The 23,416-nt window shown below is 32.8% G+C and carries 18 protein-coding genes; 1 reads left to right on the forward strand and 17 read right to left on the reverse strand.

What is annotated here, in order from left to right; all coding sequences use genetic code 11:
• Positions 1 to 95: 95 nt before the first annotated feature.
• On the reverse strand, positions 96 to 1,367 hold the full coding sequence (eno, locus tag F6P99_RS06185) for a phosphopyruvate hydratase (RefSeq protein ID WP_152286591.1): 1,272 nt from the start codon (positions 1,365 to 1,367) through the stop codon (positions 96 to 98).
• 138 nt (positions 1,368 to 1,505) lie between these two features.
• Here eno and F6P99_RS06190 point away from each other — a divergent pair, with 138 nt between their 5' ends.
• Positions 1,506 to 3,671, forward strand: a complete 2,166-nt coding sequence (locus F6P99_RS06190; protein ID WP_152286592.1) for a cation:dicarboxylate symporter family transporter — start codon at positions 1,506 to 1,508, stop codon at positions 3,669 to 3,671.
• 5 nt (positions 3,672 to 3,676) lie between these two features.
• On the opposite strand, the gene F6P99_RS06195 is transcribed toward F6P99_RS06190, so the two are convergent.
• The 16 genes from F6P99_RS06195 to F6P99_RS06270 all read right to left on the reverse strand — a co-directional run bounded on the left by F6P99_RS06195 (position 3,677) and on the right by F6P99_RS06270 (position 23,413).
• Positions 3,677 to 4,420, reverse strand: coding sequence for a LytR/AlgR family response regulator transcription factor (locus F6P99_RS06195; RefSeq protein ID WP_152286593.1), 744 nt, complete (start codon positions 4,418 to 4,420; stop codon positions 3,677 to 3,679).
• Between the two features lie 11 nt (positions 4,421 to 4,431).
• Positions 4,432 to 6,132, reverse strand: a complete 1,701-nt coding sequence (locus F6P99_RS06200; RefSeq protein ID WP_152286594.1) for a tetratricopeptide repeat-containing sensor histidine kinase — start codon at positions 6,130 to 6,132, stop codon at positions 4,432 to 4,434.
• An 18-nt stretch (positions 6,133 to 6,150) separates the two neighbouring features.
• Complete coding sequence (locus F6P99_RS06205) at positions 6,151 to 6,654, reverse strand: hypothetical protein (protein WP_152286595.1); 504 nt, start codon at positions 6,652 to 6,654, stop codon at positions 6,151 to 6,153.
• Between the two features lie 554 nt (positions 6,655 to 7,208).
• The gene (locus F6P99_RS06210; protein WP_152286596.1) at positions 7,209 to 8,198 is read right to left on the reverse strand and encodes a glycosyltransferase; all 990 of its coding nucleotides are present in this window, start codon (positions 8,196 to 8,198) and stop codon (positions 7,209 to 7,211) included.
• 27 nt (positions 8,199 to 8,225) lie between these two features.
• Positions 8,226 to 10,679, reverse strand: coding sequence for a mechanosensitive ion channel family protein (locus tag F6P99_RS06215; RefSeq protein ID WP_152286597.1), 2,454 nt, complete (start codon positions 10,677 to 10,679; stop codon positions 8,226 to 8,228).
• Between the two features lie 23 nt (positions 10,680 to 10,702).
• A complete protein-coding gene (locus tag F6P99_RS06220; RefSeq protein WP_152286598.1) occupies positions 10,703 to 11,917 on the reverse strand; it encodes a DUF418 domain-containing protein in 1,215 nt (404 codons plus the stop codon).
• 51 nt (positions 11,918 to 11,968) lie between these two features.
• Complete coding sequence (locus F6P99_RS06225; protein ID WP_152286599.1) at positions 11,969 to 12,565, reverse strand: sugar O-acetyltransferase; 597 nt, start codon at positions 12,563 to 12,565, stop codon at positions 11,969 to 11,971.
• A gap of 149 nt (positions 12,566 to 12,714) precedes the next feature.
• Complete coding sequence (gene ttcA, locus F6P99_RS06230; RefSeq protein ID WP_152286600.1) at positions 12,715 to 13,485, reverse strand: tRNA 2-thiocytidine(32) synthetase TtcA; 771 nt, start codon at positions 13,483 to 13,485, stop codon at positions 12,715 to 12,717.
• Positions 13,486 to 13,609: 124 nt separating this feature from the next.
• Positions 13,610 to 15,451, reverse strand: coding sequence for an amidohydrolase (locus tag F6P99_RS06235; RefSeq protein ID WP_152286601.1), 1,842 nt, complete (start codon positions 15,449 to 15,451; stop codon positions 13,610 to 13,612).
• Between the two features lie 76 nt (positions 15,452 to 15,527).
• Positions 15,528 to 15,947: a DUF2147 domain-containing protein gene (locus tag F6P99_RS06240; protein ID WP_152286602.1), complete on the reverse strand. Its 420-nt coding sequence runs from the start codon at positions 15,945 to 15,947 to the stop codon at positions 15,528 to 15,530.
• A gap of 9 nt (positions 15,948 to 15,956) precedes the next feature.
• Positions 15,957 to 16,463 (reverse strand): VOC family protein, encoded by a 507-nt coding sequence (locus tag F6P99_RS06245; RefSeq protein ID WP_152286603.1) that lies wholly within the window; start codon positions 16,461 to 16,463, stop codon positions 15,957 to 15,959.
• Between the two features lie 94 nt (positions 16,464 to 16,557).
• Positions 16,558 to 20,631, reverse strand: coding sequence for an Ig-like domain-containing protein (locus F6P99_RS06250; RefSeq protein ID WP_152286604.1), 4,074 nt, complete (start codon positions 20,629 to 20,631; stop codon positions 16,558 to 16,560).
• A gap of 214 nt (positions 20,632 to 20,845) precedes the next feature.
• Complete coding sequence (locus F6P99_RS06255) at positions 20,846 to 21,382, reverse strand: dihydrofolate reductase family protein (protein WP_152286605.1); 537 nt, start codon at positions 21,380 to 21,382, stop codon at positions 20,846 to 20,848.
• A gap of 10 nt (positions 21,383 to 21,392) precedes the next feature.
• Complete coding sequence (locus tag F6P99_RS06260) at positions 21,393 to 22,271, reverse strand: glycosyltransferase family 17 protein (protein WP_152286606.1); 879 nt, start codon at positions 22,269 to 22,271, stop codon at positions 21,393 to 21,395.
• 267 nt (positions 22,272 to 22,538) lie between these two features.
• Positions 22,539 to 22,985, reverse strand: a complete 447-nt coding sequence (locus F6P99_RS06265) for a PAS domain-containing protein (protein WP_152286607.1) — start codon at positions 22,983 to 22,985, stop codon at positions 22,539 to 22,541.
• 92 nt (positions 22,986 to 23,077) lie between these two features.
• Positions 23,078 to 23,413 (reverse strand): n-acetylglutamate synthase, encoded by a 336-nt coding sequence (locus tag F6P99_RS06270; protein ID WP_226913029.1) that lies wholly within the window; start codon positions 23,411 to 23,413, stop codon positions 23,078 to 23,080.
• Positions 23,414 to 23,416: the final 3 nt, after the last annotated feature.

Below are 23,416 nucleotides of genomic sequence, written 5' to 3' on the forward strand. Positions count from 1 at the left end.
TTTGCTTTGCTTATTCAAATGAATGATGCCGTTACATGAAATAACCAACAAGTATACGGAAATGACTATAAGAAGTCTTTTAAATTGTTACATTCTTATTTCCAACGGTACTCAGATTTTCCTTTCAATTCGTGTTCGATTTCAAGTAAACGATTGTATTTTGCAATGCGTTCTCCACGACATGCGGATCCTGTTTTAAGATGTCCACCATCCATTGCAACAGCAAAATCTGCTAAGAAGGTATCTGTAGTTTCGCCTGATCTATGAGATAAAAAGTAGCGCCATCCAGCCTCTCTACACATTCTTACGGCTTCGATAGTTTCGGTTACTGTGCCTATTTGATTTAATTTTATCAAAGCTGAATTGGCAGTTTTTTGCTCAATTCCTTTTTTAAGATATTTCGTGTTGGTTACAAAAATATCATCACCAACCACTTCAATTTTATCACCATATCGTTTGGTAAATTTAGCAAAGCCCTCCCAATCTCCTTCTGACAATGGGTCTTCCCATAAAATAATAGGGTATTTTTCGAGCCAAGTTTCTGTAAGATCAATCAATTCATCAGAAGTCATTTTGCCTTTTCCAGACCAACTCAAATCATAATTGTTATCTAGATTTTTAGAAATTGAGTTAGCAGCACTATCGATGGCTATGGATAAATCTTTTCCAGGAGTAAAGTTGGCCGTTTTTATTGCTTCGACAATCAATTCAATTGCTGCTTCATTACTTTTACAGTTTGGAGCAAATCCACCTTCATCACCAACACTAGTTGCAAGTCCTCTTGATTTTAAAATCTTTTTTAGTGTATGAAAAGTTTCAGCAACATAACGTAAACCTTCTTTAAAACTAGGAGCACCATGGGGTACAAGCATAAACTCTTGAAAATCGACACTGTTGTCAGCATGTTCACCACCATTTAAAATATTCATACATGGTACGGGGATTCTCACGGCATTAGTTCCTCCTAAATATTCATATAGAGGTAGTTTTGCAGATTTAGCAGCAGCTTTTGCTACTGCCATTGATACACCTAAAATTGCATTGGCACCAAGTTTTGATTTGTTTTCAGTACCATCTAATTCAATCATGGTATAATCAATGTTTTTTTGCTCAGAAGCAATTTTTCCAATTAAAGTATTTGCAATAACGGTATTCACATTGTCAACGGCTTTTTGAACACCAGTACCACCATAACGTTCTTCGCCATCTCGTAATTCTACAGCTTCATTTTGACCTGTAGAAGCACCCGAAGGAACTGATGCCACAGATTTGGTACCATCACTTAGTTCGACATAAACTCTTATTGTTGGATTTCCTCTTGAATCTAAAATTTCTAATGCAGAAATATTTTTGATAGTTGCTTTCATAAAATAGCTCTTTTTAATTTTTATCCTAATTTATAAAAATACTTGAAGCGATTTATAGTTTTAAAGTTAAATTTCAGTTTTACATAGTTGTATGAAATCGTATATTGCTTAAAATTGTATTAATTAAAAGAGTAGAGAATGAGCTTGTCAAAAAAAATTATAATTGGATTACTTTTTGGGGTTTTAATTGGTTTGTTTTTTGGGGAGTATTGTTCGTTTTTTTCGTACATCGGAGATGGTTTTATAGGGTTGTTGCAGATGACAGTATTGCCATACATCATGGTTTCTATAATAGCAAACCTTGGTAGAATGTCTTTAGATGAAGGAAAAACGATGGTGTTTAAAGGGGTAAAAGTATTGTTTTTGCTATTATCTTTAGGTGTTGTTTTTTTAATCGCTTTGCCTTTGGCGTTGCCTAGTTGGTCAGCTGCTTCCTATTTCAATCCTTCAATTGTTGAAGTAGTCCCCCCTTTAGATTTTTTAGATTTATACATTCCTTCAAACCCTTTTTCGTCGATGTCTAAAAACATTGTACCCGCAGTGGTTTTGTTTAGCATATTTTTAGGAATAGGGATTAGCAAGATACCGAATAAAGAAGGTGTCTTATCTGGTTTAGATGTAATGGGAGAAGGATTGAATCATATCAATAAAATGGTAGTTAAAATGACTCCTTATGGAGTTTTTGCCATTGCTGCATATAATGCAGGTACCATGACTTTCGAAGAAATTCAACGTTTACATGCCTATATAATTATTTACAGTGTGGCGGTACTTTTGTTAGGCTTTTATTGGCTTCCTTTGTTGATATCAAGTTTTACAAATATTGCTCCAAAAAAGCTTTTTGCGGCTACTAAAAGTACTTTGTTAACAATCTTTGCTACGGGGAAAATTATCGTGGTATTACCTCAATTAATCGATGACATCAAAGGGTTGATGAAAGAAGAAATGGTGGACGATGATGAAGCTACGGCAGAAGAAAGAAGGGCAATGACAGATATTATGATGCCTCTAGCATATCCGTTTCCGAATTTAGGAACCTTTGTGATCTTTGTTTTTGTGCCATTTATCGCATGGTTTTTAGGGAGTCCTTTTGGTGTTTTTGAAAATCTTACTTTTATAGGAGCTACCTTGTTGAGTAGTTTTGTGGCACCTGTAACAGGAATTCCATTTTTACTTGATTTGTTGAAATTACCACAAGAAATGTTTCAATTATTTGTTATTTCTAGTGTGTATACCGATAGAATTCGCGTGGTTTTGGGGGCAATTCACTTGATTGCGATTACAGTAATTACGATTCAATTGACAGTTGGAAAAAAGAAAATATACTGGGCAAAATTAACCAGAGGTATTGTAATTGGAGTTGGTTTGACAATTGCATTGCTAGTTGCAACAAGATTTTACTTGTCTTTTTCATTAGGAGAAAGTCATCAGTATGAGAGTTTTGTTCAGATGCAGTTAAGCGATTCTACAATTAATACATCTAGGGCAAGAAGTTATGAAGAATTGATGCAAAAAGTAGAAAATGACGCGCATGGCTCAAATCAAATTCAAACTATCAAGTCGAGAGGTAAATTGAGGATTGGATTTTTATCGGACTGTTTGCCATTTGCATTTAAAAATGATGAGGGACAAACTTTAGGATATGATATTGAAATGGGGCATTTGTTGGCAGAAGAATTAGGTGTGAAACCTGAATTCTACAAACTGACCAGAAAACAAGCAGATGCATTAGTTTCAGAAGGAAATATAGATATCGTAATGTCTGGTTTAGCGGTTACCACAGATAAAATAGGAACCTATGCATTGAGTGATTCGTATTTAGATGTAACGTTTGCATTTTTGGTAAAGGATCATAATAGAACGGAATTTCAATCGAAAGAGAATTTGTTAAAGATGGATAGTTTGACAATTGGCTGTTCAAACCCATACTTTGCTGAAAAATTAAAAAAATATTTACCCAATGCAACTGTGAAAAACAGAAAAACTCCAAGAGGCTTTGTGAAGGATAGCTATAAAGATTTAGATGCTTTTTTACTGTCTGCTGAAGCGGGTTCTGCTTGGACTATTGTCTACCCATCATTTAATGTTGTGATACCCGATGGTACTAGAATAAAAGTACCATGTGCATATCCATTACCAAAACACGATGCCGCTTGGATTCAGTTTATCAACACTTGGTTAGAATTGAAAGTCAAAGACGGAACAACTGAGCAGTTGTTTCAACATTGGATTGAAGGAAAAGGAGCTCAGGTAAAAGAACCGAGATGGAGTATCTTAAAAGATGTACTACATCTCGTTGATTAAATATCTTACTTTAATAAATAGTTGTTTTTAACAAAAGTAGCTTTATGTCTTTCGCTAAAAGGTATTTTCTCTTCTGTTTCAAGAATAATTAAGGAGTCTTCTAAAAATATTTCTTTAATTTTTTTAGCATTTACTAAATAGTTTCTGTGTACTTGAATAAAATCAGGATTTGCAAGAAGTTCTTTTACTTTTTTAAGAGATATTTTTACCAAAAAGTCTTCGTCAATCAAAGAAAAGTTACAGTATTTATCTTGTACTTCTATATAGTTTATCTTAGAAACTTCAACTTTCATCAAACTGCGTTTCTTTTTGATGAAAATATAAGTGGGACAAATAACCGCATTTTCAACATCGATACTTATTGAATTTGATTGATCATAATATTTTTCAATAGCCAATTCTAATGTAAATAACAATTCTAATTCGTTATATGGTTTTATCAAGTAAGTAATTGGCTTCGTAGTTTTGGCTTTATCGAATAGAATTTTCGTTTGCATACTAGACAGAAATAGAAAAGGTATGTCGAAACCTAATTCATTCATTCTGTTGGCCGTTTCAATGCCTTCTGGCTTTCCATCAATCATAATATCTAGGATTACCAAATCAAACGAATGTCGTTTTAATAAACGTTCAGTTTGCCTAGAGTTATGACTGATCATTACGTTGTAATGGTTGTCTTCTAGAAAATCAGCTAAATCATTTGCTTCTTCAATATCATCTTCCAATAATAATAAATTAAGCTTTTTCATGTCATAGGGGTTTAAGGCAGCAAAATAGTAAATTTTGAGCCTTTATCAATACTACTTTCGATAAGTAATTTTCCGTTATTCTTTTTGATGAGGGTTTGACATAGAATCATTCCTAATCCAACACCATTAGCGCGGTCTATTTGATCAATAGAAATATCGTTTAATTCCCTGATTTGAGCAAGTACTTCAGGAGACATTCCTTTTCCTTGATCCTGAATACTAATGTATTTTAGATTGTCGTTTGTTGTACCACACGAAATATCAATTTGAGTTCCTTCATTTGAATATTTTATCGCATTGTCAATAAGGTTTCGGATAATAATTTTTAACGACTCGACGTCAGCCGAAACATTTTCAGGTTGCAATGATTCTGTTATTTTTATCTGTTTAGCTTCCGCAATATTTAAGAAATCGTATACGACCAATTCAACTAGTTTATGTAAAGGGTATTCAGAGATGGTAAAGACCATTTGCTTGTTCTGTTCTAACGACCAATGCAAAACGTTGTTTAGTAATTTTGACGTACTCTCAGTTAACATCAAAGCTTTGTTAGCGGTAGTCTTTAGTTGTGCGAAATTTTCAGAGTTGATTTGTTTTAAGAACTTTTTGTGTAGCTTGTTCAAGGTGTTAATTGGACTTCTTAAGTCGTGAGAAACAACAGAAAACAGATAGTCTTTTGTCTTATTTGCTCTAGTTAAAGCTTCTTTTTGTTCTGTAATTAATTTGTTTTGGGCAGTTCTTTGTTTGTAGAAAAACCAAAGAACCATGATAAAAATAAATAAAAACGAAATGCCAATAATTAAAGCGTTTCTTAGGGTTTTCTGACGTTTTACTTTTTCTTTTTCTACAGCGATTTCTAATTCTTTTTGAGCAACTGCAATTTGTTTTTCTTTTTCTGTGAGTTCCCAAATCCTGTCTTGGTTGTAGATAGAATCTTTCCAGTTTCTTGCTTCTTCGAAATAGGAAACACTGGCTTTGTAATTTTTTCTGTTTTTTTCAACAATGGCCATGTTTTCTGAAGTAACATGTTTCCATTTGAAACTTGAGTAAGCCTTTGCAAGTTTATAAGCTTCTTTGAAATTTGCGATAGCCTCAGTGTCTCTATAAAGTTCATAATACAAGTTGGCCATCGCTTGTAAAGAGTTCAATTTAACTAGAGTATCATTTTGATCTTTGATCAGTTCAAATTCTTGTTTTAAATAATACTCTGCTTTTTTGTTTTGTGTCAATACATTGTACATAATACCTAAATTATGCAATACAATACGCTTTTCTGTATCCGCTTCATTATTCGAATCTTTCAACCATTTTTCGTAGTGGTAAATAGCGGTGTCATATTTTTTTAGGTATAAATAACTGTGACCGAGAAGTATGTTTTTAATGTTAGAAAAGAGGGGGTCGTCAGAGATATTTTGAATACTTTGTAAAGATTTTTTATGCAGTTTTTTTATGTGAGCTGATTCACTTAAAAAATATAATAATAAATCTTTTTCTTTTGTGTTTTGAGTTGTTAACAATGCTTTTCCTGCATTTACATAACAAGAGTCGTACTGTTTGTTTTTGAAAAAGTGATACGAACGACAAAAGAGCTCTTTATCTGCTTGTGCACAAATATGAAGAGCCCTTTGGTTAATAGCATCTACTTTTTGTTCAGAGTTTCTGTTCTGAGTAAAAAGTAAAAAAGGAAATAGAATTGTAATTAGTTTACTCAATTTCTCTCCTATAAATTATTATCCTCTACCATCAATGGGTGTAGTAATAGTTCCTCTACTTACCCTTGGGTCAAGGTCGTTGTCACGTACAATAATAGCTTCAACAGATTGTGTACCTTCTATTAAACTATACTCAAATTGGATATGTACTTTGTTGAATTCTGTTTGATTTTCTGGTCCATCAAAAATAATTTGAAAATCCCTACAAGTAACACCTTGTTTGATTTCTGTATTTATTTCTGCAATAGGAGGGTTGTAACGCAATGCAACTTGTTTGTTGATTGGCAAACTGTTTTCTAGTTGTTGAGCAGTTAATTTATTTCTTTGAGCTCCGATGTAAGTTAATATATTTACGATGTAAGTGTTGATTTTACCTTCAACGGCATAAATATTAACAAGCGGTTCTTTTGAAACACCATCTCCTTGGCTCAAATCTTTGTTTCCTACTTTTTTGTTTAGCAAAGAAAATTCTAAATCTCCAATTTTCGTTGGTCCAGTGGCAACTTCTTTTTCTGAAATCATTTTTTAAGGTTTTAGGTTTTTAAATCAATGTGGAGACGATCTCCACAAATATAGTTATACAAGTTTAAATCAATTGAAAGGATGAAACAATAACTATAAATAACTATATTGTTGCATGGTTAGTTTTAGGGAGTCAAAATTATCCGTATTCATTTATGATGTGGAATGATACACTTATGCTTAAATATGATAGCTTCACGACTTAATTTTTTAGGCCTTATGGATGTAAAATATATTTGTAGTATTAAATCATTAATGTAACTAAATCTTAGGGGTAGGATTTTAGTATAGCTCGAGCAAAATTATATTGCTCGAGTTTTTTTGTCAATATACCAAAATCACAAAATGCACTTATATTGATAATTGGTACGTTCAAGAATGATAAGTCTACACTTATAGACTTAGTAATTTCTACTTGATAACCTTTGTTAATTTTACAAAAGAATTAGTAAGTGTTTCGATTCTATTGCTATGAAAAGGAAATTGCTTTTATAAAGTAATCTTAGGGGTAGGGTTGCGTTATTGCTCGGCTTTCAGAAATGAAAGTCGAGTTTTTATTTCCAAGCTAAATACTTATCGGTTTGGATTTTTACAAGTTTTGGGTTTTCTGAATTTAATTTTTCTTTTGACATCACCCGTTCATATTTTTCTAGGTATCGCATCGTCATCAACTTGCTGTTGAATTGTTCTTTTGCATATTCATGACAAGTTTTTGGTGAATATGCATCGGAGTTTTTAACTGCATCGGTTAATGTTTCTTTACTGTTAGATAAGAAACCTACTTGCTCATTGACCAATTCGGGTAATGAACCATAAGGTGTTGCAAATACAGGACAACCATAATATAAACTTTCGGTAATGGCCAATCCAAATGGTTCGTGCCACTTAATCGGAAAAATCAAACCTTTGGATTGATTTATTAGACTTGCTTTTTTTTGTTCGTCAACCATTCCGGCAAACGAAACTTTTGTAGAAAACGTAAGTCTAAGTCCCATATTAAAATTAAATCGAACACCCCCTAGAACTTTTAGTTGTTCAGTTTTGGAGTTTTTTATAACATCTATGGCACCTTGTACGTTTTTGACCCTCCAAGCTGCATTTCCTAAGAAATGAAAATAACTCCTGTTTTTACTAAAATTAGGAGAATTATACTCATTCCAATCCAAACCATTGTGAACAAATGAATCAGAATTATGCCTTTCAGCATGATTTTTTGAAACGAAAATGGTGTTTTTATCAAAAGGGTTTTGATGATTGACATTGCCATGCATAGTGATTACATAGGGAATCTTCAAACGAGTCAATTCTTCTGGCTCAAATTGAAAATGTACAACATCACTATTAGAAGGAACTTGATCAACAATAGGAATTGAATCATCAATAGCTTTCACTTGTGCAAAGTCACAATAAGAGCCTTTTTTTACTAGGTATACAACTTCGTGCCCTAATTTCGTTAGTTCTTTACCAAGTCCCCAAATAACTCGCTGTGTTCCGCCATAAAGTTTGGCAGGAATCAATTCTTTATAAACAATAGTGATTTTCATTCTTCAGTTCCCTGATACTTTGATTTGTTATGAATCCTTGTCTTTGTTCTTCGGAAGATCCTTTACATACACATCTTGGTGTGGATAAGGAATTTCGATACCATTCTCTTTGAACTTATTATAGATAGCAATTGAGACATCACTTCGTGCACTCAAGCCATTTTCGTTATGCACCCAGAACCTCAATTTATAATTCATTGAACTTTCCCCAAAATCATTCAATAATGGAAGAGGAGCAGGAGATAAAAGGACTTTGTCACTTTCTTTCGCAGCCTCACCTAAAAGCTTTATAACTAAATTAGGATCTGCTTCATAGGTAGAACCAATGTTGATCTCAAGTCTTTTGATACTGTTGGATAGGGTCCAGTTTATTAAATTATTTGATATAAGGTTGTTGTTTGGTACAATAACCTCAGCGCCATCAAATGTTGTGATACTTGAAGATCTTACACCTATTCTATTTACAGTACCGAGTAGACTATCAACTTCTACAGTATCCCCTGTTAAAATAGGACGTTCGAAAACTAAGATCAATCCTGAAACAAAATTTGAAATAACTGTTTGTAAACCAAAACCAATACCCAAACCTAGTGCACCCGCCATCAGGTTAAACTTGCTTAAATCAACCCCAAGTGCAGATAGAGAAAGCATGATACCGAATCCAAAAATAAAGTAACGTACGACTAAAGAAATTGCAGCGGGAACTCCTTTTGGAAGTTTGATGACATTGAAAAGTTTGTCGCTTTCTCCAAACGTGAATGAAATTAATTTTGTCGCTACATAGGAACCAGATAATATCAAGATAAAACTTAAAATAGCGCCTATTGTAAATGTTATTTCACCAATTTTATACGGTTCAGAGAATACACTTGTAAAATAGTCAACGATTGGACTTAATACATCAATCAATTTTAAAAATATCGATGTACCAAATAGTATCATTATTACTCGAATGATTCTAGTCGCTTTTCTTTGTACTTGTTTTTTAACCTTTACATCATAGCCCAATTTACGTGTAAAATGTCTGTGAATTATTACTACAGAGATGCTATTAATAATTAAAAGTATGTAGTAAAATAGCATCGTAATAACACCTGAACCTACACAGATTTTTAATGTTGTTTCTGTTAGATTTGTGTATCCCAAAACATTCGAAATAATTGCAATTCCACCTAATACATATAGGGTAGGTGCAATTTTTTGTAGGTTTCTACTGAAGTAACCTATTTTCATTTTTCGTAAGGTCTCTTTGTCTGGTTTTACTGATAATGTGGCAACGATAACGAATATGCTCATTAAAAGCAGATAAAACTTATACTGACCAATAGTTAACCATAGGTATGTTTTACTTAAATCGGCAATATAAATTACCACAATAAAATATAGAGCCTTATAATAATGAGGGTTTAAATTCGCTTTAACCAATGGGATAATTACCAACAAAATCATAGAATTTAACAAGTCATCAAAGAGCCTAGGTGTATTGATGAAAGTGTATTTAGCAGTTGAAATTGTTAGAAATAGAATGGTGGTGAGTGTAAAGTCTTTTAGATTGTCTCTGGCACGTGTTATTTCAAAACCAGTTTCGTAAATATTACTTTTTTGTAGAGCTCTTTTTATATAAATAACCAGTAAAACAATTAGTAAAACTAGAAAACTAAAGATGTTAATCTGCTCTTCACTAGTATTGATGATGTTTACAAAGTCTTTTAAATTCTTAGTAATAGACTCTGAGTTTTCTTTGATAATTTGGTGATCTTCATTAGGAATCAAAGAGAGCTTCCACATTGGTGGGTGCCTTAAATAAAATACGTTATAAACATCTGAATTTTTAAGATTTTGCAACTGAACAATCACATCTTTTGAAGCTGTAATTTGTTTACTGATTTTTGCTTCAAGACTTAAAAGGTTGTTTTTCTCTTTAAGAACAATTTTTTCAATTTTCTTTATTTCATTAAGCGTAGTCCTAACTGTAGTTAATACCTCAATAGGAATTTTTTGTTCTTTTGCATTTTTATAAGTTAAATCCCAAGTTTCTTTTCTAAATGTGATGTCGTCTTTTAATTCGATATTCTTTTTAGCAAACTTGTTTACGTTTTCTTGAAAAATAGCTAGATAATCAATATAACCATTCCATTTTTTATTAAGAATTGTAATTTTTAACCTGTTAGGATTGGCTTTAATAAAATTCTCAGTACTCTTTTTTTGATCTTTTATAAAACTTGTATAGATCGGTAACAAAGAATCTATTTCTTTAATTTGATCTTTATCGTCAAGTTCTTTTAAAATATTTTTTATGTATTCTTTTTCTCCTTCAATTTTATCAACAATTTCAATTGTTGGTATAAAAGTAGGTTTTACTACAGTTATTGAGTCTTTACTGCTAGAAGCAGGTTTAGACTGAGAAATTGCAGTTACAGATTGTAATAAAATAATGCAAACGATAGCAAAACGAACGCAAAGAATAAATGTTTTTTTCATAAGAGCTAATTAATTTATGAATGCTAATTTTTTCTGATAGGAAACCATTTTTTTAAAGTCGCGCAGCGCCACAACCATTCAACAGGTCCAAATTTATAATATCGAAACCACAAGTTACAATAAACTAATTGTAAAGCAAGAATTCCCGCTCCGATATAATAGATGTTTTGTAGTGATAACAATCCAAACAATTGAAATAAATGAGCAAAAGGGTAAAATATTAAAATTCCTAATACCGTTTGACCTATGTATGAAGTTAATGACATACGTCCATAGTTTTTCAACCAAGTAAAGAGAATAAAATTCGGTGCTTTGTCAACGAATATTGCTAAGGCACTGATGTAGAACAGACTTAAGTTTATTTGACCTATTTCATGTACAAATCTTCCAAAAACTTCGTTCCAATTTCTTGAAAAATCAGCAGAACCACCTTTAATATGCATGGATATATATGTGATTGCTATACCAAGAACAGCAAAAATTAATGTGTTTTTTATTTTCAATGCATCCTTGGTAAAGAACTGAATGTTATACAGATGAGCACCAAGGAAAAACAAACCCAAAATTTTGAAAGGTCTGCCGGAAGGAATAAAATCGTACCAACGCCATACTAAATTATGGAGATTTGTTTTTATAGCCACGAGCATATTTTCAGATTGAAATCCAGTTACTACTTCAGCCGGACTCATATCTGGATATGTTTTTAATGCTGTTTTAGTTAGGATTGGTAGTTCTGTTGCAAAAGCATACATGTAAACGATGTCTAATAGTACCGGTATAAAATAAAATAGTGCAGCGTAGGAGAGAAGTTTTTTAGAAGAAACTTTACGCATTGATAACAAGATAACTCCAACTATGGCATATAGTGTTAAAATATCACCCGACCAGAAAGTAGCATGAATACATCCAATACCTAATAATAAAACCATACGTCTAAAATACATGGGAGGGAAGTGCGGGTTGTTTTTATTTTTAGTAACCTGCATGTAAAAACCTATCCCAAATAAAATAGAAAAAATCGTATAAAATTTTGTGTCAATAAAAAACTTTAGAAAATAATAAATAGCAGCTTCAGTTTCAGTGTTTCCGTAGGTTTCTGCAATTTCTAAAGGGATAAATTTGTACCCACTCCAACTTAAAATATTGGCAAATAGAATTCCAGTTAAAGCAAAACCTCGTAATACATCTAAAAATACAATTCTATCTTTAGCAGCTGTAGGTTGTGTGTTGTTCGACATTTGGTATGGTTGATTTCAATTTTTTACGAATATACTGATTTGAATGACAGTTTAGAACTTATTTTTTTTGTAATAATACAATCTATCGTCTTCTGTAATTTCACGTTTTACCTTACAAGGATTACCTACAGCTATTACATTTGAAGGTATGTTTTTTGTTACCACACTTCCAGAGCCAATCACACTATTTTCTCCAATCGTAACTCCAGGATTTATTACCACATTGGATCCTAACCAAACATTGTTTTCAATTGTAATCGGAAAAGCATATTCCCATTCTTCATTTCTTTTTTCAAAATGTATCGGATGACCAGCGGTAGAAATGCTAACATTAGGCCCCATCAAAACGTTATCTCCTATGTTCACTTTTGTACAGTCTAAGATGACCAAGTTGTAATTTGCATAAAAGTTTTGACCGATACTTATATTATAACCATAATCGCAGCGAAAAGGTGGTTCTATGAAAAAAGAACCGTTGGTTTTTCCGAGCAATGAGTTTATGATTTTATTTCTAGTTTCTATGTCTGTTGGCCTTGTATTATTAAAATCAAAAACTTTTTCTTTGGCAAGTTGTCTTTCTTCTAGTAATTCTGGACCGAACGCTTTGTAAGGAAGTCCTTGAAGCATTTTTTCTTTTTCACTTTTCATCTGTGCTATTATTTATACAGTTGAAAATAAAGATACAGAACAATCACGAAATTATTTCATAAAAAACTCCTTGACCGTTTTCGAGACAAGGAGTTTTTGGATTTAACTACTATTTTGAGTTCTGTTTTTTGAAAGTATCAAATACAGAATCAATTTTTTAGTGCATCAAAATCATATAATTTTCTATCTAACAAGTGAGATGGAAAAACATTTTGCAAAGCATTCATCATGATAGAACTTCGATCGGGAAAATCATTCTCCCAATCAGCGATCATTTGTTTTACTTTTTTTCTTTGCAGGTTTTCTTGAGAGCCACATAAATTGCAAGGAATGATAGGGAAGTTTCTATGTTCAGAATACTTTTCAATATCTTCTTCTTTGCAAAAAGCAAGAGGTCTTAAAACAACTAAATCCCCAGCGTCGTTTTTGAATTTAGGTGGCATGGTTTCTAACTTTCCAGAAAAGAAAAAATTAAGTAGAAATGTTTCCAAAATATCATTTCTATGATGACCAAGAGCGAGTTTATTGCATTTTAGGTCTTTAGCCGCTTCGTATAGTGTACCTCTTCTAAGTCTTGAACACAAGCTACAAGTGGTTTTACCTTCTGGTGTTTTTTCCATGACAACCTTGTAAGTGTTCTTTTCAATTATTTTATATAGAACCCCCAATTTCTCTAAATAATTGGGCAATACTTCTTCAGGAAAACCAGGTTGTTTTTGATCGAGATTTACCGCAATTATTTCGAAAGAAATAGGGGCAACTCTTTGAAAATGAATCAACATGTCTAAAAGCGTGTAACTGTCTTTTCCTCCAGAAAGACAAACCATTACTCGATCATTTTCTTCAAGCATAGAAAATTGTTCTACGGCTTCTCCAACGGCACGATGAAGTTTTTTAATTGTTTGTTTGCTGTTTTCCATGGGTGCAAAAATACACTTTGTAAAGAAGAAAGAAAAATATAAAATGTTTATACAAATGATAAAATTAAACACCCCAAACAATAAATGTTTAGGGTGTAATTTACTTTAATTTTTGTTCGGAATTTTAGTGTTGATGATCGTTGTCTCCATGATTACAACCTTTTAATACCCCGGGTAGTGCAGCATAGTTTACCACTTTTTTAAACATAGATTCCACCATTTTTTTATTGAATTTATAGGTGTAATTACCATCCATCATTGTTGCTAAAACTTTGATGTTTTTTAATTGATTTGGAGCAACCTCAAACGGATTTTCTTCTAGAATTACCAAATCGGCTAATTTTCCTTTTTCTATGGATCCTACTTTATCTTCCAATCGTAATTGCCAAGCTGCATCGATAGTGATTGCTCTAATGGCTTGGTCAACAGTCATAGGAGTTCTGTTTTCGGGAAAAGCTGTTGCGTTTGGATTTGATGCATCTTTTAATGTAGCAGCACACTGAGCAACAAAAAGAGGACCTTGCATTGCTGGTGGAGTACTAGGCACATCAGCAGAAATACTAACTTTTACTCCGTTTCTGGCAAAATGTGGGTATCTCCCTAAAGAACTGTTTACTTGTTTTTCTCCACGAATTCTGATGTTGTCTTTGTTCCCATTTCCAAAAGTGTTTGTGAAATTCGGAGTAGAATTTACAGGGATTTTATGGTCAATGATTCTTTGCTGATCTTTTGGACTCACATAAATAGCATGATGCAAAGCACTACGGTTATCAGGGTTGATATTTTTTGCAGCTATAATTGCTTCAATGGCTGCGTGTGAAGAACGATCTCCGTCTGTATGAATCATAACATCTAGTCCTACTTTAGCAGCGTTTGTAACAATAGCCATAGTTTCATTTGGTTGCACGTTAAATGAACCATTGCCATTTGTGCCCAGGTAATTTTCGAAATGCGGTGCAGTACCTGCAATCGTATTTCCTTCTGGGTGAATTTTTAAACTCGTCACCATTAATTTATCAGAGTTGAATTTTTTATTCATGCGAGCACCAAAATCTACAAATTTTTGTGGCTCACCAACGGCGCTTTTGTACATAGGTAAGGCAACGGTTCTTAGTTTTAAGGTTCCTTGGTTTTCCCATTCTTTAAGTAAATTCATTGCTGTTTCGAAATCTCTTTCCATACCTCCATGAACATCTTTGATATTTGGTGTAACAATTCCGGGGCATAAAAAAGAGGTTGTTCCATTACTAGCAGCAAGACTCATTAATTCCTCAGCACTTTCTTTGATCATTAATTCTGGGTCCCAAGCAATTTGTCCATAAGCTTCAAACCATTGTATTTCTATGGCAATACCTGTTGGGTTTCCTTCTTTATCTCGTACCCAATATGTTACACCTGGAACAGTATCTGGAGTGTCTTTGGTAATATTTGCAGCTTTCAATGCAGCAGTATTTAACCAGGCATCATGAATTGTGTTGTCTAAGATAAATGCCGGTCTATTAGGTACAGCAGCATCTAATTCTTTGGCTGTGGGTAAACCTCCAAGCATGTTTTTATCCCAACCAATTCCTTGGATAACTTTTCTATCAGGATTGGCTTCAGCATATTCTTTGATCATTTTTAAGACTTCAGCTCGATTTTTTGCTTCGTAAATTTGCACTCCTGATGAAGTCCATGCTGATGCAATTAAATGATCATGTGCACTGATAAAACCAGGCATTAATGTTTTACCTCTTAAATCATTAATTTCTGTTTCTTCACCGATGTGTTTTTCAACATCTCTAGCTGATCCAACAAAGATAATTTTGTTTCCTTTGATAGCCACAGCTTCTGCCCATGGTTGCTCATTGTTAACGGTATATACTTTCCCATTTGTGAAAATTATATCGGCTCTTTCTGTTTGAGATTTACAACTTATAAGTAGCGTAGTAAATAGTAATACGATAGTGATTTTTAGTGTATTCATAACTAATAAATTTATGATTTTTATAATTCCTTCTATTTATAACAGCGAAGAATTATTTTAAAACCCTAAAAAAAAATTATTTTTTTCTCAACCAATACTGTGTTCTTCCAATCAAAGAGAAACCTATAAAACCTCTTACTTTTAATTTGTTTTCTTCGATAAGTTTTAAGTAACATTTATAGACATCTCCTGATTCTGGGTCTAAAATTGTACCACCGTCAAATTCATCAGCATTTTTTTTTAAATTTTCTATGATTACAAGTCCTATTATAGGTTGGTTATGTTTTGTTCCTTCACATTTTTCACAAACAGCATCTTCAGCTCTCACAAAGTTTTTGACGATTTTGGCAAAATAGACATCTTCTTGTTTGTATATTTCGATGATAGCTTTTTTGGTATTGGTTTTATCATCATAGGTTTCCCATTGACCAAGGATTGATTGCGCTTGCGTAGAAATCGACAGTAACACTCCGATTATAAATACAATGATTTTCATAGTATGGTTTTATTTTTGATACGCTCCAGAAGAGTAAGTAAGTTCGTAGCTGTGTGTGTATATTTCGAAAACGATGCCAAACGGATCTTCAACATAGACCATTTTGAATGGTTTTTCATCAGGATAGTATTCTCTAATAGGCATACGCTGTTTACCACCAGCGTTTACTATTTTTTTAGTTAAAATTTCAATTTCTGGATCTTGTACACAAAAGTGAAATAGACCTGTGTTGAAAGGATTAAATTCAGGTGCTTCTTTGACTCCATGGGGAAAACAGAACAATTCTATTCCGATTCCATCAGAGGTTGCTAGGTGTGCAATTTCAAAACTTTCCCAGTTGTCACCGAATACATCAATACACATTTGACCAATTGCGGTCTCTTTCTCTTTTTTTACTAATGATGGCTCCATAATTACGTACCAGCCCATAGTATCTTTGTAAAAATCAACAGCTTTTTTTATATCTGGCACTGTAATTCCGATATGTGAAAATGACTTTGGATAATTCTTTTGCATTTCAGTTTATTTTTGAATTTGACTAAAGATAAAAATATAATCACATTTTTGAACAAAAAAAAACTCCTAATTAAAAATTAGGAGTTTTGAGATGTTATTTGATTAATTTTTTAATGAGTGTACCACCATCTCCGTCACTTATTTTTAAAATATATACGCCTCTTGATGGGAAAATCGAAGAAGGAATAATAGTTAAGGTATTCGTGATTTTCTCTGAACGAATAATTCTACCATTTAAATCTGTAATTATGAAACTTAAATTATTAGACAGATAGTCTACTTCAATATTAAAGTTTGCATTACCAATAGGGTTAGGATATGTTTTAACCATAGCTTTAAGTGGCCTGTCATCTGAAAGTGACCCAGCGATAATATCAGAGAATTTTATTTGTATACTTAAGTTGGTTGCAAATCCTCCACCAATAGGCCTTAAAGAGACAACAAATTTATATTTCTCCGCAGGATCTAATTGAGCAGGAACAGTAACATTAACCGTAGCAATTTGATCTTGTCCTGGAGATACTACAATTTTAGCATTAGAAATATTTACATTGCCTGGGCTCTTAACATGTACCAGTAAATCTCTAGCTTCATTTGAAGAATATTTTACTTTAAAGCTATACGTGTTACTTTCATTTCCGAATTGGGTAGGGAATTCGTGAAAAGTTGCTACTTCTGGTAATGGAGGAGGAGGGTTATCTTCTTCTTCGCATGTAAATTCAATTTTAGTCCATCTACCTCTAGAAAATGCAGTACCTCCATTTTCAGGAATTTTACCATTTGTATGTGAATTGAATTCAACTTGAATTTCATCACCTTTTTTGACTTCAATTCCTTCCCATGTTTTTGTAGTAGGAGTATAGTCTACATCGGTTTCTGGGTTTTGGTAAGTTCCAATAGTAGTTCCTCCAACTTTTAATACATAGCTAGATTCTCCATCTAATTCAGCCAAAGTAGTAATGGTAATGTCGTATGTACCATCTTCTCCAGTAAATGCTTGTTTAACTGCAGCAAATACATCTTTATGTTGTGCAGCATTTATTGCTAATGCATTTTTTTGTGTATGTACATATGCTTGAACAAAATCACCTACTTTAGTTAGAGGGAAATCTACGGCGTTCATTGTAACATTAGAACAAGTAGTAGGGGGAGGTGATACTGTTTCGCAATCTTCTCCTAGTTTATTAGATTCTGGTGTATTTACGTTTTTTGCAGTTGCAGCTTGGTTAGGAGTAAATAGTACCAACCTATCTACACTGTGTCCGTTTGATCTACCTCCATATTCAATAATGTATTCACCAGCAGTAGGGAAAGTAGCCCAAATACTCATTCCGTTTATGTGCTTTCCTCCAGAGTTTGTTTCTCCATAGCATTCGTATACAAATTGAGATTTTTGTACCCATAGTTTAGTGTGTTTGGTTAAAGTGTATTCTACACCCGCTTTTTTACCAAAAAACCTAACATTGCCACCTGTGATATTTAACCATGCATCATTATTAGCATCTCCGGTTGCTGCTTTTGGGTCTCTAATATTTCTCCATAAGAATTGATACGTACCTGGGTTGTTGATTTTTATTTTATATCCAATAGTATGTTCTGCTACTTGAGCACCTAAATGATTAGGTCCTGTATATCTTAAATATCCATTGCCTGTAGGAACTGAAATTACAGGGTTACCTTCTGAGTCTTTACCATTTACATTTTCTGTTTCTAATGTAAACAAAGCTTGGTCGTAATCTACAGCACTTTCTGCTTCAATAACTAATAATCCATTTTGTTCTTCAAATGAACAGTTTCCAATAGTAGCAGTTGGTTCTGGATCTACAGTAAGTGTTAGTGTGTCAGAAAAATTACCGTCTTGAGAGGTCGCTGTAATGGTAACTGTTCCTTCTTTAAGTGCTGTAATAAGTCCGTTTACATCCACAGTAGCGATAGTTGGGTCGCTAGACACCCAAGTAATCTTTTTATTAGATGCGTTTGCAGGTGTAAATGAATTAGCTAATGTTGTTGTTTTTCCTTTAATTACTTTTGCAGTAGCATTTGTAATGCTAAAAGCTGTAACAGGATAGTACACAACAGTAATTTCGGAAGTATCAGTGAAATTACCGTCTTGTGTTGTTGCTGTAATTGTTGTTGTGCCTACTTTAATTGCTGTGACAACACCTTCTGTATCAACTGTTGCAACAGTTGGATCACTTGAAGTCCAAGTTATGTTTTTGTTTGTTGCATTTGCAGGAGAAAAGAATCTACCTATTGTTTTAGATGTTCCTTTGTCTAATACGGCAGTTTCTGGTGTTATGCTAAATGCAGCAACTGGAATCTGAATATTACTAGGTAGTCTTACTAAAGCTACCCAATCAGAAGTTGTGTTATTTGGTGGATTTCCAATACTTTGTACTCCGTTTCCTGCAACAGAGGTTACTGAACCGTTTGTTAAGCTTCCACCAGCTCTTGGGTTGAACCACTTTACTTCAAATGTTCCAGATTGCCCTGTTAAATCAACATTTGTAGTACCACCATTTTCTAAGTAGATCACATAAACTTTTCCTTTTTCAGCTAAACATCTATTTAGGTTTCCACTAGCCAAGGCATCGTTATTTTGCATTTTCCAGTATTCTATTCCATTCCCTTCAAAAAATTGTTGGATAGCAATTTTTGTCCAGTCGAATAAAGTGGAGAACCTATCAAAGTTTTCGGTTTGGAAATCGCCTTCAGCACCTCCATACCACATAACTCCAGCACCTCCAGCTATCAGACCTTTCCATAAAATTTTCTTTCTGGCTTCAGCTTTAACAGATTTATTACTCAAATCTCTACTAACAAAAACACCTTCACCACCAGAGTTTTGTTCATCACTAGCTACAACCCATGGTTTTCCAGCATTTTTTGATGCATTGATCCAAGTTAAATAACCAGATTTTCCGTCATAAGCATCATCATAGTTTTGACCTCTTGAACTTTGAATAGAAGCACCTGTAATTTTTGCATTGTTGTTAATCAGATAGTTGTAGTATAATTCATGTTTTCCTGGATATGTATGGAATACACGATGTGATTGCCAAGGATCGATACTCGCTAGCCAGTTGATTCTTGGAATGGCTAAAGAAGCATCAGTGTTATCTTTACTTCCAAATTCTTCAGAAATATTCCACTCAATTGCTAAGTGATGACCAAATCTAGCGACCATCTCTCTATAATATATTTTTATTTGATTTAGATCTAGTTTGCTCCAGTTTTCAGCCTCTGCTAATTTAAAGTGTAACGCTAAACCATTTTTTTCAGCATGGTCAAATACTATTTCCCATTGTGCTAATTTAGAAACGTCGTATTGATATTTACTAGTATCATTGATCCAAGGAAATACATTTTTATCATCACCACCATATAAAGACATTGACATTGAATTCATTTGTTGGTCTCTTAGGTAATTTACAGCACCAATTAGATTTTTTCCTTTGCCGCCATCCCAAGTTGGGTCTCCTTGACTCCAGTTACCGGCATGTGGGTTAAACGAGTGTTCTGTACACAATGTGCAAGTTTTTTTGTTAACTACATCGTGATCAAACTCATCATAGTTTAATAAGTTTTCTGGTGAGTCAGGTCCTAATTTTAAGAAATATTCTCCAGTTTCTGCCCACTTTAAATAACGACGTTGGTTGCTGGTACCAGTAGTTTGATACATCAATCTACCTTTAAAGCGTAAATCAGGTAAACCTACGTTGCTAGTTGTTACATTTCCAACAGCACCACTTAAATCATATGTAGGGGCAGGCAATTGGTTTACATCTTTTAATGCTACATCTGTTCCTGAATAAAATAATGCTTGATACGTCCAGTTTCCAATTTCATTAGGTCTTAGGTAGGCTTTGTATTGATTACCAGATTTGGCATTTGAATTTGCCGCATCTCCATCAGCAGCAAAGAAACCTGGAACGCGAATTTTAGTTCCGCTTGGAGCTGTAAAAATAACATCCAAACGATTGTTTCTAAAGCTTGAATTTGATTCACTTACATTGGAAGGTAATGTAAGGTTCACTGTGATTTTGTCCCATTTTTTCATGGGGTTATCTCCAGTCACCGATATGGTTTGGCCATAGCCATTATTTAAAAATAGTGTTGTGAGAATTGTAAACAGCCAATGCATGGTTGTTTTTTTAATCTTGATCATAATAATAAGGTTTTGGTTAAACTTTAGTTAGTTTTAGTATCTCCAAAATTATTAGAATGAGCTTCTTAGAACTATAACATATGTTTTAAAAACTAGTTGTAAATATCTGACTTATAATACATTTGTGTTTTTGAGCTTTTTTTCTATATCAAAAGTTTTATTTGTACTAATTCTTTGATTTCTTTTTTTTCATGAAAAGAAAAATGTTTTTAATCTATTTTTTAATGTAGTGACTTTGTACAATTTCACCTAGTAGGACTTTCGTTGTATGATGTGAAAATTGAATTTTGCTTTCAACTATATCAAACAAAGGAATTCCTTTTCCTAAAACAATGGGAATGGTAGAAATAATCAATTCATCAATTAAGTCGTGTTTCAAAAAACTTTGAATCGTTTTGCCACCATCAATATAAAGTTTATAAAATCCTTTGTTATGGATGTTTTTCAAAACTTCAGTAATTGTGCCACTAACAAGGCTAACTTTATCCGATAAATTTTCAGGTATTTTTTTAAGTGAATTGCTCAATACAAAAACATGCTTGCTATAAGGCCAGGGTCCCTCAAAACTAGCTACCATTTCATATGTATTTCTACCCATTATTAGAGCATCAATAGGCTCCATGAATTCGTAAAATCCCATATCGTCATTCGTTGGGTTTGGCACAGTTTGTAACCAATCTAATTCTCCATTCGGTCCAGCGATATAGCCATCTATACTTTTTGCTATATAGACAATGTTTTTTGTTTTCATATAATCTTTATTAATTTAACATAAGTTCTTTATAGTTAAATATATAGTTTTTTAAATCTATTGGAAAGCAATTGATATTGATTTTTGCATACTTTGAGTCTGTATCTCCGCTAATAACATCATTTACCTTTTCTGGTTTATGGTGTTTCTGATTCGAATAATTTTTTAGTTTTATTTTTGCATTTTTTATACCTCCTAGGTATGAAAAATGCCATCCAGCATCTGCCATATATGGAACAAAATTTTTGAACCCTCTAACTTTATTGGGTGTGAATTTTTTTAGCAGTCGATATTCGAGTACCATGGTTCCATTCCATTTACCATTTATTTCCTTGTAATTTAAATAATACAGTAAATTATCCATGGTTAAATTCAAGGGCATTTTGTAGTTGCCTAAACAGCAATATTGAAGTAGCTTAAATTTGTTCCAATTATTTTTAAAAAGAACGTCAAAGATTGCTTTTGTCTTTTTTAAAAAAGGAAGTTTGTAGCAAGGGTGTTCTGCATTTATTTTTATTTCTTCAGTGTATAAATTATTCGGAATCTCATCGATATCACTGATCATGACAATATCTTTTGGGTCTAGTGCTATTTTATCTAAACCTAAAGAGATTGCATTTCGCTGAAATTTTTCACGTTTCAATGCTTCTTTTTTACTTTTAGAGAACATTGGCATTTGTAAAGGAACGTAGATGATTTTATCTTTAAAATCTTTAAATCGATTTAGTTCTTTTTGTAGAATAAAATCTTTCTTGACACCATTGAAGCCTGTGTCAGCTTCAATAATCACAAAGTAATCAACATGTTGGTTTAAATATTTTAAACGTATTTCTAATAAATCTAATTCATTAAAAAACGTAAAACAATCTATAAGTTTTTGTTCTTTCATAACCGGGGTAGGATACGTTATTTAAATTAAATAATAAACATTAAAGTTACGCAGTTTTTTTTTTATTAAAGGTAAAACAACGTAAAAAATTTTATCAACTATTATCTCAATAGGTGATAGTTGTTTTAGTAACGTCAAGAAACTATTTTTAGTATGTTAAATACTTTTCTATTCAATCAATTGATGTAAAGAACTACGTAAATGAATTTTAATTAATAGGTTATAAAGAAGAAATTTAAGGAGGTATTTATTGACGCCTAAGATATACTAAACTATTTCTCGTTCAAGTGCTAAAAAGTGAGTCACATCATCAGCGTACATTGGAATAATTTTCACTTCGCATTTGTATGTGGTTTTATCCTTTCTGTAGTTGGTGATTATTTGAGTGAAAGGTTGTAGCTTATTTAGCTTATTTCTAAACGATTTTTTTGATGCATCTGATGTAGCTTCACCTTGCAAGAAACTTGGTTTTTTATCCAATGCATGTTTTTTAGAATAACCAGTCATTTTGGTGAAACCATCATTGACCCAAACTATTTTTTGTGCGACATCAGTAATAACTAATGCTTCAAATTTGCTGTTTTTAAAGAGTAAGTCTATGTCATTTTTCCATTTCTCTTTTTTAGCAAAAGACTTTACAAAAGAAATATCTTTATGAATCTTCAAATTTTGAATAGTATCAAAATAAAATTGACTGTAGATGTCCCAACTCATTAAAGGGACGTTTGTAGTTTCTGATTTTGTCAAAATTCTTTTAATTTTAGTGTTGTTCTAGATCTGCAATATACAACTGAATCTACAAATAGTTAAATTTCTTCTAAAATAGAATTTCCACTACTTTGGTCACCATCTATCCAATTCCAGTGTTCATATAGTCTTATTTTTCCATTTGGCATAATTTCTGGCGTACTGCGGCATTTGCCTACCTGAAACAATCCATTATGTGTAAGTTGATGATACCTCATGTCAATACTTCCATCTTCAGCAACTTGCCCTAGTAGTTGTCCATGTTTAATGGTCTCGCTTGAATAAGTACATGTGATAATGGTATCTTTTTGACTGTAATTAAATATAGTATTGGTGGAAAGACTACCATTCGTAGTTGACGTTTTAAGTTTAAATGTTTTGTTGTTATAATTCATTAT

Origin of the sequence: Flavicella marina (assembly GCF_009193215.1) — a bacterium.
Taxonomy (GTDB): Bacteria; Bacteroidota; Bacteroidia; order Flavobacteriales; family Flavobacteriaceae; genus Flavicella; species Flavicella marina.

Coding starts and splice junctions, on each gene's coding strand:
- F6P99_RS06225 (WP_152286599.1), bottom strand. CDS start 12,565: ATGAAAAGTGAAAAAGAAAAAATGCTTCAAGGACTTCCTTACAAAGCG.
- F6P99_RS06235 (WP_152286601.1), bottom strand. CDS start 15,451: ATGAATACACTAAAAATCACTATCGTATTACTATTTACTACGCTACTT.
- F6P99_RS06210 (WP_152286596.1), bottom strand. CDS start 8,198: ATGAAAATCACTATTGTTTATAAAGAATTGATTCCTGCCAAACTTTAT.
- ttcA (WP_152286600.1), bottom strand. CDS start 13,485: ATGGAAAACAGCAAACAAACAATTAAAAAACTTCATCGTGCCGTTGGA.
- F6P99_RS06240 (WP_152286602.1), bottom strand. CDS start 15,947: ATGAAAATCATTGTATTTATAATCGGAGTGTTACTGTCGATTTCTACG.
- F6P99_RS06250 (WP_152286604.1), bottom strand. CDS start 20,631: ATGATCAAGATTAAAAAAACAACCATGCATTGGCTGTTTACAATTCTC.
- F6P99_RS06270 (WP_226913029.1), bottom strand. CDS start 23,413: ATGAATTATAACAACAAAACATTTAAACTTAAAACGTCAACTACGAAT.
- F6P99_RS06195 (WP_152286593.1), bottom strand. CDS start 4,420: ATGAAAAAGCTTAATTTATTATTATTGGAAGATGATATTGAAGAAGCA.
- eno (WP_152286591.1), bottom strand. CDS start 1,367: ATGAAAGCAACTATCAAAAATATTTCTGCATTAGAAATTTTAGATTCA.
- F6P99_RS06215 (WP_152286597.1), bottom strand. CDS start 10,679: ATGAAAAAAACATTTATTCTTTGCGTTCGTTTTGCTATCGTTTGCATT.
- F6P99_RS06260 (WP_152286606.1), bottom strand. CDS start 22,271: ATGAAAGAACAAAAACTTATAGATTGTTTTACGTTTTTTAATGAATTA.
- F6P99_RS06255 (WP_152286605.1), bottom strand. CDS start 21,382: ATGAAAACAAAAAACATTGTCTATATAGCAAAAAGTATAGATGGCTAT.
- F6P99_RS06205 (WP_152286595.1), bottom strand. CDS start 6,654: ATGATTTCAGAAAAAGAAGTTGCCACTGGACCAACGAAAATTGGAGAT.
- F6P99_RS06245 (WP_152286603.1), bottom strand. CDS start 16,463: ATGCAAAAGAATTATCCAAAGTCATTTTCACATATCGGAATTACAGTG.
- F6P99_RS06190 (WP_152286592.1), top strand. CDS start 1,506: ATGAGCTTGTCAAAAAAAATTATAATTGGATTACTTTTTGGGGTTTTA.
- F6P99_RS06220 (WP_152286598.1), bottom strand. CDS start 11,917: ATGTCGAACAACACACAACCTACAGCTGCTAAAGATAGAATTGTATTT.
- F6P99_RS06265 (WP_152286607.1), bottom strand. CDS start 22,985: ATGAGTTGGGACATCTACAGTCAATTTTATTTTGATACTATTCAAAAT.